The sequence below is a fragment of the Patulibacter sp. genome, assembly GCF_030655195.1.
In the GTDB taxonomy this organism is placed as follows: domain Bacteria; phylum Actinomycetota; class Thermoleophilia; order Solirubrobacterales; family Solirubrobacteraceae; genus Patulibacter.
The window spans coordinates 1-11,652 of sequence record NZ_JAURWA010000143.1; the positions used below are offsets into that span (position 1 = coordinate 1).

Genomic DNA, 11,652 nt, shown 5'->3' on the forward strand with positions numbered 1-11,652 from the left:
CCGCGCCCGTGCCGACGGCCAGGGCGCCCGCGCCGCCGCCCGCCCAGCCGGTCAGGAGGCCGAAGCGGCCGCCGATGGCCGCCCGGGGACCACCGGGGACCGGGGCGCCCGGGGGCTCCGGGACGACCTGCGCCCCGCCGAAGGCCCGGCCGTTGCCGCTCTCGGGCTCGTCGAGCTGGTTGACGAGGACCCGCGGTCGCTCGCCGCGCGCGGCGGGGTCGGGCTGCTGGCGCAGGGCGACGACCGCGCGCCCGTTCGAGGAGATCGCGACGTCGAGGGCGTCCGCGGCGCCGCGGGCCGGGGCGCCGGCGATCGTCGTCGGGCTGACGGGGAGCACGACGCCGAGCCGGCGGCCGAAGATCCTCCGGGCCCAGACGCGGTCCTGCAGCGACTCGTCGGGCTCCTGCCACGCGACGACGGCCGAGCCGTCGGCGCCGATCGCCACGCGCGGGGCGTTCAGGGCGTCCGGGCGGCGCAGCGGAGCGGACGGGATCCGGTTGACCGGGACCCCGAGGCCGCTCCAGCGGCTGCCGTCGAAGCGCGACAGCCGGACCTGGCTGTTGACGTAGGCGTTGCCGAGCAGCGCGTCGGAGAACGAGGTGACGCGCTGGTAGACGAGCAGCGCGTCGCCGTTCGGGGCCATCGCCAGCGACGGGAACGCCGCGCGCGAGTCGCCGATCGTGAAGTCCACGAGGGTCGGGGCCTGGAACCGACTGCCGCCGCGGGGGAGGGCCGCGGAGTACATCGAGTCCTGGTTCGGCGGTCCCTGCTGGACCCAGGTGACGACGAGCCGTCCGCCGTCCGCCGCCCCGATCCGCGGCCAGGAGGAGGTGAATCGCTGACCGGCGTCGACCCGCTGGGCTGCGGACCAGCGCTCGCCGTCGTACCGCGCGGCGTAGACGTGCGGCGCCCCGGCGTCCGTGCGGCGGAAGACCACGCCGCCCGTCCCGTCGGGCGCCATCGCCACCCCGCCGACGTCGATGATCGCCGGGTCCGGACCGGCGATCGTCTCCGCCGGGCCGATGCGGGCGACGGCGACGGCGGGGAGGGCGAGGGCGGCGGCCGTGGCCAGGGCCACGAGCGACGCGGGGCCGGACGGCGTGAACATCGCCGGGCACCGTAGCCGAGGCCGGGGCCCACGTCGGCGGTCCGGCGCGGGATTCACCCACTGTTCACAGGGGTGGAGGCGAAGCGGACATCTGTTGACGCGCTACGTCAACACTGTGGGGCGGAGGCGTGGGCCGGGTGCGGGCCGCCGACAGCCCGCACGAGCAGCAGGGAACTGGGGATCCCGCACGCCGTCCCACCTGAAGCCGTGAACGCCGTTACGAGTTGTGCCCCAGTCGGCCACGCAATGTTCACGCGGTGTTGTCGGCCGAGCACGAGAGTGCCCGTGTCCTGGCGGCGACGTCGCCCGGGTCCCACCCCACTCAGGAGCACAGCACACGATGAGGACCTCCAAGGGCCTGCGCATCAGCGCGGCCGCGGCCACCGCCGCGACCGGCGCGATCTGCGCGCTGGCCGTCATCCCGGCGTCAGCGGGCGCCGCCTTCGATCCGTCGTTCTCGACGCAGTGCCAAGGCGCGAGCAGCATCGCCGGCCGCGGCGCGTCGTTCCAGCGCACGGCCCAGCTCGCCTGGGGCGTCGAGGCGCTCGCCCCGGACGCCGCCCCCGCCGGGGGCGTCGGCTTCGGCTACGCGACGGCCGCCAACGGCGGCTGCGGCGACTTCAAGCTGCCCGCAGCCGGTGGCAGCAAGAAGGTCACGTTCGAGCCCCGCGGCTCCGGCGACGGCCGCAACGCCGTCGGCGCCAACACCGGGACCGGACTCGCCGGCGTGCGCGACACGTCGGTCCACTACGGCGCCGCCGACGAGCCGCCGAGCGTCGCGCAGCTGACGGCCGCCAACAACGGCCCGGACGGTGCCGCCGGCACCGCCGACGACGCCGTCCTCTACACGGTCCCGGTCGCCCAGTCCTCCGTCGGCGTCCTCGTCAAGCTGCCCGACACCTGCACCGTCCCGTACGCCTCGCACCAGCTGTCGCGGGCGAACCTCGAAGGTGCGTTCGCCGGCAACGCGGGCTTCCGCACCTGGGGCGAGATCCTCCCGGCGATCCAGGGCGCCGACGCGAACGCGACCGCCGCGTGCAAGGCCAAGTCCTTCAAGCGCATCGTCCGTCTCGACTCGTCGGGCACGACGTTCGCGTTCAAGAACTACCTGCGCGACATCAGCCCCACGGACTTCAAGGTCGCCGACGGCAACACGACCTGGCCGAACAACAGCGGCGCGACGGCGGTCGTCCGCCCGACGAGCAACGGCGCCGGCCCGCTGCTCGACCTCCTGAGCACGCAGTCGACCGACGGCGGGATCGGCTACGCCGACCTCGGCGCGGCCCGCTCCCGCGGCTTCGACACCGACGTCACGGGCACGACGCCGAGCGACACGGACAGCACCTTCTGGGTCCGCGTCCAGCGCAAGGACCAGACGTACCAGAGCCCCGCCCTGGACGACAAGAAGAGCGCGACGGACACCGGCGCCAACTGCAAGAACGTCACGTACTCCGACGTCAGCACCGGCGGCCTGCCGACGGTCAAGCAGAGCTGGCTCGACGTCACGTCCAGCGCGTCCGCGGCGGACTACCCGCTGTGCGCGCTGACCTACGCGCTCGTCTGGGAGGACATGGCCAAGGCGAGCGTCGGGCACGCCGCGAGCCTGCCCGACTACACGCAGAGCCAGGCGCGTGGCGTCAAGGACTTCCTCGGCTACGTCCTGAACATCGGCGGCGGCCAGAAGGAGCTGGCACCCGCCGGCTACCAGGCGCTGCCCGCCGTCACCGGCGGCACGACGGCCACGGCCGGCAGCGTCCTGGCGATCGCCCAGGCGGCCCAGAAGGAGCTGACCTGGAACAAGTCCACGGTCGTCGACCCGGGCACGGGCGGCGGCACCGGTGGCGGCGGCACGGGTGGCGGCGGCACGACCCCCACCCCGGTGACGACGACCCCGACCCCCACCACGCCGACGCCGACGGTCCCGACCGTCCCGGCCGTCGTCCCGACGACGCCGAAGCCGGCGACGCCCACGACGCCGGCCCCGGCGAAGGCCACGGTCAAGGTCTCCAAGGCCGCGGCGCTCAAGGGCCGCAAGGTCACCCTGTCGGTCTCGCCCTCGGGCGCGGGCCGGGTCTCCGTCTCCGCCACCACGGGCACGGGCAAGAAGAAGGTGACGGTGGCCACGGGCTCCGCGACCGCCAAGAAGTCCGGCGTGCTCAAGGTGACGCTGAAGCCGACCTCCAAGGGCCGCAAGGCGCTCAAGGCCGGCCGCTCCGTGAAGATCTCCTTCAAGGTGACCTTCACGAACGCCGACGGGTCGAAGACCACGTCGACGAAGACGCTCAAGGTCAAGATCAAGCGCTGAGCGATCGGGACCGTCCGGGCCGCCCGCGGCCCGGACGTGCGACACATCGGGACGGGGTTCTCCTCGGGCCGGCCCACACAGGCCGGCCCGAGCCCGTTCCCGGAGGCCCCCGGACCCCGCCCGTCCCTGCCTCGAACGCCACGATCCCGGTCGTCGCCGACGCCCGGGACCCGAGATGGCGCGTCAACAGGCGTTGACGTCTTGGCGTGTGATGTTTTCGTCCGGTTCCCATGAAGTTCACGAGCGCGGGGGGTCCGAGACCTACAGTCCCCGGCCGGTGCTGCGTCAACGTTCATCCGGGTCGTCATCACGGCCAGGCGCGCACCGACGCGCCCGCGCCGCCACCGGGTCGGCGGTCGCCCTCGCGGGTGTCGCGCTCGGCGCCGCGTCGGCCGCCCCGGCCTCGGCGGCCTACGCTCCCGGCGCGAGCCCGGCCTCCGCGCTCGGCGCGCTCCTGGCGGACGACGCCAGCGCCGCGCCGCTCCTCTCCGCCGACGGGCGCTACGCCGTCTTCCAGACCACCGCGTCCGTCCTCCTCGGACCGGGATCCACGGACGACGTCCGGCCGGCCGCCGGGCTCGTCCGCAAGGACCTCGTGACGGGTGCGGTCGCGTCCGTCGCACCGCCCCGCGAGGTCCGGACCGCGGACGGCTCGCTCGCCCGCGAGGGCACGTCCTCCGGCGTGGCCGGCATCAGCGCCGACGGCCGGTACGTCCTCTTCACCACGGCCGCGCGGCTGACGCCGGGCGACCGCACCGGTGCCGCGACCGACGTCTACGTCCGCGACATGGGCCGGCCGGTGACGGACACCGCGGCCTACGAGCTCGCCTCCGCCCGCGACGGCTCCGACGCGGGCGCGGACACCACGGACGACGCCCTGGGCCGCATCGCCGGCGCCCCCGGCTACGCCCTCAGCGCCGACGGCCGCCGCGCGGTCTTCGTGACGACCGGCCGCTCCGACCTGCCGGCCCTCGTGGCCCCGACGGCCCCCGCTCGCCAGGTCTGGGTCCGCGACCTCGACGCACGGACGACGCGCCTGGTCAGCCGCCGCGTCGACGACCCGTCGACCGAGGGCACGCCGGCCCCGGCGCCCACCGGCGTCGGGTCCGCGGTCCCGACCGCCGCCATCAGCGGCGACGGCAGCACCGTGGTCTGGACCGCCGGCGACGGGCAGCTGCAGACGCCGACGCTCGCCGGCGAGGCACCGTTCGGCCCGCAGCCGTCGCTGCTCACCCGGCGGCTCTCGTCGATCACCGCGCCTGCACGGCGGGTCGCCGGCGCCGTCGACCTGGACGACCCGGCGTGCGCGCCGGGCAGCGCCGCTCCCGGGCCCTCCGACGGCGGCCCGTGCGCCGGGCCGTTCCAGACCTCCGAGGGCGTCGACTTCAGCGGCGACACCAGCTCGCTCGTGTTCGAGGGCCTGAGCCACGACGGCGCACGGGTGCTGCTGGCCTCCTCCGCGCGGCGCCGCCCGTTCGACCCGCTCGCCTACCGGGCGTCGACGAGCTACCTCGCCGACATCCGGCCCGGCGTCTCCCGCAAGAGCGGCGTGACCGTGGCCTGGTCCTACCCGAACGTCGCGGGCCGCTTCCCGATGCTCGGCGGCCGCCTGGCCCCGGACGGCCGGCACGCGACGTTCAGCTCCCGCGACAACCGCTTCGACGGCCTGCAGCCCGTGGGCGCCTTCCCCACCGGCGACCTCGTGACCTTCAACGTCTTCGTCGCCGACCTCGACGCACGCAACGTCGAGCTCGTGACCCGCGGCGAGGACGGGGGCGACTACGTCACCGCGTCCCGCCCCTCGACGCCGTCGGGCATCGCCGTGCCGTCCTCCGACGCGGGCGTGATCGCGCTGCCCGCACCCGACGGCAACCTCTTCGTGGGCGACGCCAACGGGGTCGACGACGTCCTGATCGCCCGCCGCGCGGTCACGACCGTCGACCGCGGCGTCCGGGTCCTGCCGGTCCAGGCGCCGCCGCCGGCGACGGACGAGACCCCGGCCGTCCCGCTGCGCTCCCGGTTCTTCGCGACGATCGGGCGCGTCTCGCTGTCGCGGCGGACGGGCACCGCCACGCTGCAGGTCGCCGTGCCCACGGCGGGCACGCTGTCGGCCTCGGCCCGCGGCACGCAGCAGCGCACCGTCCGCGCGAAGGGCCGGTCGCGCCGCATCACCTCGACGGTCACCGTCGGGTCGGCGCGGCAGACCCCGAAGCGGGCGACGACGGTCCGGCTGACGATCAAGGTCGGCGCGAAGGCGAAGGTCGCGCTGCGCCGGTCGCCCCACGCCCTCGACGTCCGTCTGTCCCTCGTCTTCCGACCGCGCGACGCGGACGCGACGACCGCCACACGGAGCTACCGCCTGAAGCGGTCCGACGTGGCGAGCCTGAAGCCGAAGAAGAAGCGGCCGTCGGCGAAGAAGCGGTCGTCGGCCTCCGCGAAGGCCACGGCCACGACCCGGTCGAGCACCGGTGGGAGCACCCGATGAGACGCCTGCTGGCCACGCTCGCCGCGACGACCGCGGCGCTCCTCTGCGGTGCCGGCGCGGCCGGCGCCGCGGGCTGGACCCCGGTCCCGCTGCCGCCCCCACCCGGCGGCCAGTTCTCGGTCCCGGCCGGGTTCGTCGGCGACCTCTCGTTCTGGGCGCCCAACCGCGGGTTGATGACCGTCGGCGGCAACAACAGCGTCAAGCCCGGGCTCTACAGCTGGGACGGCGAGTCGTGGCACCAGCTCTCGACGGTCTGCGGCGGCGGCCCCAACGCGAAGATCGCCTGGGCCGGTCCCCGTGAGTTCTGGACGATCACCGCCCCGGCGGTCGGGACCCAACCCAACGGCCTGGGCCTCTGCCGGTACAAGGACGGCGCGGTCGTCGGCTCGTACTCGTTCTACAACGTGCCGGACTTCGTCCCGTCGGTGAACGCGGCGACCTGCCGCACGGCGGACGACTGCTGGTTCGGCGGCGTCGGCGCCACGAGCGTCGACGGCCGCGCCGGCGCGTTCCACCTGCACTGGGACGGCTCGACCCTCGCGTCCGTCTACAACGGCCAGGGCCGCGGGGTCTCCGACCTGGTGACGCACCGCGGCGCGATCCTCGAGAGCACCTTCGTCGGCACGGGCCCGGGTGCCCAGGGGACCCGCCCGTTCCTGGGCACGGCGGAGCCGGTCCCCGCGCTGCTGCACCGGATCGACGCCGGGGTCTTCCGCAACGACGCCTTCAGCGTCGCGCCCTTCGACGGCGGCCGGGCCGACGGCGCCGAGCTGCGCTCGCTGGACACCGACGGCACCACCGCCTGGGCCGTCGGCGGCGCCGCGAACTCCGGTCCCGGAACCGCCGAGGGGTTCACCCCGCGCCCGCCCGTGGCGGCCCGCAAGGACGGCGACGGCGCCTGGCAGGAGCTGGCGCTGCGGGGCGACGACCTGCCGAGCACCCGCTGGTTCGGCTCCGTCGCCGCGGTGCCCGGCACGCGCGAGGCGTGGGCCACGCTCGCCGACACCGAGGTCGCGGGCCCCACGCCGTCCGGTGAGACCTCGGCGCCGACCGTCGCCCGGATCGCCGCGGACGGGACCGTCGTCCCGGAGCAGCTGGACGCCCGCGAGGGCGGCGCCGCCCGCGGCGCGGCCACGGCGATCGCCTGCCCGGCGACCGACGACTGCTGGGTCGCCACGGCGCGCGGCTACCTCTACCGCCGCACGTCGGGCGCGACGTATCCGCGCGACACCGACCCGGCGTTCCAGGGCACGATCGCGATCCGCCCCAACGAGGCCGCCTCCCAGGTGATCCCGGACGAGCCGCCCGCGGACGACTCCCGCCTGCTCGCCCCGCCCGTCGTCCTGCCGCCCCCGGCCGCCGCGGCCGTCCCGACCGCGTGCGCCGCCCCGCCCGCGCTGATCTCGCGCGTCAAGGCCGGCCGCAAGCCGCTGTCGAAGAAGGAGGCGCGGAAGAAGAACGCGCGGATCACGCTCGTCATCGCCTTCCGCCTCGCCCGCCCGGCCACCGTCGGCGTCATCGCCAAGCGGGGCTCGAAGACCGTCGGCCGAGCGAAGGCCCGGACGCTGAAGCCGGGAACCCGCCGGCTGACCGTCGCGGTCCGGCGTCGCACGTTCCCGAAGAAGATCTCCTTCTCGCTGAAGGAGCTCACGACGCCCGCCTGCGTGCCCGAGGGCGACGGCATCGGTGGCGACGACACGACGGTGACCCGCTCGGCGGTCCGCCGCACGACGCAGGCCTCCGTGACCCTGACCTCCTCCGGCGCCGCGCGCCCGGTCCTCCCCGCGAGCACCCGATGACCCCTCTCCTGCGCCGGCGCCGCCGCGTCGCCGCCGCCTTCGCGCTGCTCGTCGCCGCGCTGGGTCTGCTCCTCGTCGTCCTCGGCCGTCCCGACGCGCGGGCCCAGAGCGCGCCGGGACCCGTCGGCATCGAGGCGCAGATAGGCCCGGCGAGCGTCGCCCGGCTGCTCGGGCCCGCCACCGCCACCGGCACGGCCGGCGAGGCGTGGGGCTTCACCGACCAGCAGCGCACCAACGCGCAGCCCACGACGGTCGACGGCGCCGAGCTGCCGCGGACGAAGGTCTCGATCGTCCGCTACCGCCCCGCCGAGGGCTGGCGTCACGTCCAGTCGCCCGAGGACGAGCAGGGCGCCCCGTACGCCGGCACGTTCACCGAGGGACGCGTCACCGCCCGCGGCGGGCTCCTGCTCACCGGCACCGACAGCTCACGACCCGACGCCGAGCAGCGCGTCGTCCTGACCCGCGACGCGGTCGGTCCGACCCGGGTGACCCCGGCGCCGGGCGCGACCGTCGTCCTGCCCGCCGCCGGTGCCGACCCCGCCGAGGCGCTGTCGGGCACCGTGATCGCCGCCCGCGCACGCGACGACGGCCGGACCGAGGGCTTCGCCGCGATCGAGGGTCGGCCGCTCCAGACCGCCGTCGCCCGCTGGGACGGCGCCGCGTGGAGCCGGGAGCCGATCTGCGTGGCCGCCGACGGCACCACCGCGCCCGACGGCTGCGCGGACGCCGACACCCTGCAGGGCTCCCAGGACTCGCTGACCGCCGTGGCGCTCGGCACCGTCGAGGGTGGCGGCGCGTGGCTCCTGGCCCGCGCCGACGTCGCCGCCGGACAGGGGCTCGTCCTCTTCCGCCGCGACGGCGACGGCGCCGACGCCCGCTGGCGCCTGCGCCCGCTCGGCGCCCCGCGGTTCGCCGTGGCCGCCACCCCGGCCGACGGGATCACCGCCGTGCGGCCCCTGCCGAGCGGGCACGCGGCCACCGCGACGACCGACGGCGTCTGGCTCGACGGCACGTTCCGGCAGGCCGGCGTGCAGCGCAGCGTCACGATGAAGGTCACCGACCAGGGCACCCGGACGTTCTGCGACGGCGGCGCCTGCGACGGCCCGCTGGGCTTCGACCTGCGCGACGACGCCACGAGCCAGGCGTACGCCGGGGGCGGCGACGGCACCCGCGTCATCGGCCCGGTCGGCACCGACACCGCGCGCTACGCGACCTTCGACGGCACGACCTGGTCGGTGTCCGCCGCGTTCCACGCCGTCACCGACGGCATCGCCTTCACGAGCCTCACCGAGGGCTGGCTCGGCGACGTGCACATCACGCGCGACCGCCCGCCCTCCCCGCTGGCCGCCTGGTCGATCCCCGTCCGCCGGCCACTGACCGGCGTGGTGTCGGGTCCCGGCGGCCCGGCGGGGGAGCTCGGCACGCCCGCGCTGGCGGTCGGCATGGACGGCAACATCCTCCGCTACACCCCCGGCCAGGGCTGGGACGGCGAGGTCAAGCTCGACCCCAGCGGCGTGGCCCGCAACGACCTGCGCGGCGTCGCCTGGCCCACCGCGGACGTGGCGTTCGCCGTCGGCGACGAGGGCACCATGTGGCGCTGGCGCCGGCAGACCGGGCTCTGGGAGACCGACCCGGCCACCCCGTACGACTTCACCGGCCACCTCACCGGCGTCGCCTTCCAGCCCGGCGACCCCGAGCGCGGGTTCGCGGTCGGTCGCGACGGCGTGCTGCTGCGGTACGGCAAGAGCTGGGAGCCGATGGACCTGCCCGCCGCGCTCTCGACCGTCGGCCCCGGCGGCGGCCGCGCGGACCTCTACGGCGTGAGCTTCGCCGGATCGCAGGCGCTCGCCGCCGCCGGTCCCGGCGGCGTCCTCACCGAGGACGGCGCGGGCTGGACGCCCGACCCCGGCGTGGCCGCGCTGCTCGACCGGCTGAAGGGCGCCGGCGCGATCTACGCCGTCGCCGGGCTGCCCGACGGCGGCGCCGTGGCCGTCGGCACGACCGGCGACAACAAGGGCCTCGTGCTCGAGCGCGACGCCGCCGGCGGCCCCTGGCGCTTCAGCGACCAGCCGCTGACGGGCACCGCCGTCGCCGCGTCCGCGTTCCGCGAGGACGGTCGCGTGCGCGCGCTCGTCTCGGTCAGCACCCGGGTCTGGCCGACGGTCGACGACCTGCAGGTCCCGGCCGCCGACCCGGCGTCGCCGGCCCCGCGGCGCGTGCCGTTCACGCTGCCCGTCGACGGGTACCTCGTCCGCGAGACCGCCTCGGGCTGGCGCGACGAGGAGCGCACCCAGCTCGACTCGCCGACGACGGAGCGCTCCCGCAAGTCCGACCCGAACCTCGCGCTCCTGACGGACGCGGCGGGTCGCGGCTGGGCGATCGGCGGCTGGACCGGCGGGGTCGACCTGCTCGGCCGCGGCGACGACCCGCCCGCCACGCCGGCGGAGACCGCCTCGGTCAGCCGCTACGACCCGGCGGGTCCCCAGACGTCGACCAACGTCACCGTCCAGGCCCCCGCGATGGCCGCCGGCCGCGCGCGGCTGCTCGTCGGCGGCCACGCCCAGTGCGCCGCCGCGTGCGCCGACCTGGCCCCGATCGACACGATGCCCGACCGGACCCTGGGGCGCGCGCTGCAGACCGCCGACGTCCTGGGCGCCGCCGCGAACGGCCCGCGCGCGTTCGTCTACACCGGCGGTCGCCTGGCCCGCACGGGCCGGCAGGCGCAGGCGGGGGAGGAGGGGCGCTACGCGACGCTGCTGGCCGGCGGCGCCCTGCCGACGCTGCCGGCCCTGTCCGGCCCGGACGCCGAGGGCGGCGACACCAGCGCCTTCGGCGCCGCGTTCTCCGCCGCCTCTGCGCCCCTGGGCGCCGGGCCCGCGGGGCCGGGCATCACGCCCGTGGCGATCGGCAACCAGCCGACCGCGGGCCGCGCCCGCACCCACTACGCCGTCGACGTCGCGACCGCCCAGGGCGTCGTCCGCCTGATGGTCATCGACAACGCGTCGGGGTCCCTGACCGCGGGGGACGCGATCGGCAACCCCGCCGAGGACCAGGCCTCGTGGATCGTCGCGGTCCTCGCCGACGCCAAGGCCCGCGGGATCGCCGTCGTCGTCTCCGGCAGCCGCAGCCTGAACGCCCGGGACACCGGCGCGGCGACCGACGCCACCGCCACGGCGGTGCTGCTGCGCGACGGCGGAGCGTCCGCCTACGTCTTCGACGGCGCCGGCGTGCAGAAGCGCGGCACGATCCCGTTCGCGTCCCAGGACACCATCCCGAGCTGGGCGAGCGGGTCGCTCGGCTACCGCGACCAGGCCGACGTCGAGGGGCGCGGGGTCCCCGGCCTGCTGCTGCTCGAGCTGGACCTGGCCCAGCGCGACGCGACGTCCAACCGCGCGCCCGCCGGCGTCCGCCTGATCCCGGTGATCGACGACCTCGCCATCGACGCCGTCGACGGCCGCGTGCTGGACCGCAGCCGCCCCGCGTTGTTCCAGGGTCTCGGGCGCCGTCCGCGCTCGGGCGGCAACTGGGTGCAGGGCGGCGCCACCGGCGGCGGCGAGGGCAACGGCGCGGATCCGTACGTGACGCTCCCCAGCCCCGTCTGCGTCGGCGTCCAGCGCGCGGACTGCGCGACCACCCGGATCGACCCCGAGGTCACGTTCCACTCCAGCGACCCGGACATCGCGGACTTCGTGCGACTGGACCCGGCGTCGGCCAACCCGCGCAAGCCGTTCGTCGACCCGGCGACCGACAAGCCGGTCCCCGACGCCAGCTCCGGCCTGATGTGCCCGTTCAACGCGGGGACGACGACGATCTCGATCGAGTCCGGCGGCCTGCGGTACCAGACGACCGTCACCGTCCGGGCGGGCAGCGCGCTGCGGCCGTGCGGCACGGTGCCGCTGGCGGCCTCGCGGTTCCCGGCCGCGACCGCCCCGACCGCCGCCCCGACGGCGCCGCC

4 protein-coding genes and 1 pseudogene are annotated in these 11,652 nt (G+C 76.5%); 4 read left to right on the plus strand and 1 reads right to left on the minus strand.

The window, feature by feature from the left end:
* Nucleotides 1-1,108 (minus strand): annotated as a pseudogene (locus tag Q7T67_RS16215) (hypothetical protein); the annotation flags it as partial.
* Nucleotides 1,109-1,448: 340 nt separating this feature from the next.
* On the opposite strand from Q7T67_RS16215, the gene Q7T67_RS16220 reads away from it, so the two are divergent.
* The 4 genes from Q7T67_RS16220 to Q7T67_RS16235 all read left to right on the plus strand — a co-directional run.
* The gene (locus tag Q7T67_RS16220) at nt 1,449-3,413 is read left to right on the plus strand and encodes a hypothetical protein (protein ID WP_304791955.1); all 1,965 of its coding nucleotides are present in this window, start codon (nt 1,449-1,451) and stop codon (nt 3,411-3,413) included.
* Nucleotides 3,414-3,690: 277 nt separating this feature from the next.
* A complete protein-coding gene (locus Q7T67_RS16225) occupies nt 3,691-5,898 on the plus strand; it encodes a hypothetical protein (RefSeq protein WP_304791958.1) in 2,208 nt (735 codons plus the stop codon).
* Entirely contained in the window at nt 5,895-7,697 is a 1,803-nt protein-coding gene (locus tag Q7T67_RS16230) for a hypothetical protein (RefSeq protein WP_304791961.1), read from the plus strand. The genes Q7T67_RS16225 and Q7T67_RS16230 overlap by 4 nt, the downstream gene beginning before the upstream one ends.
* Nucleotides 7,694-11,652, plus strand: a 3,959-nt coding sequence (locus tag Q7T67_RS16235) for a hypothetical protein (RefSeq protein ID WP_304791967.1), incomplete at its 3' end; no start/stop codon positions are given. The genes Q7T67_RS16230 and Q7T67_RS16235, both read left to right, overlap by 4 nt.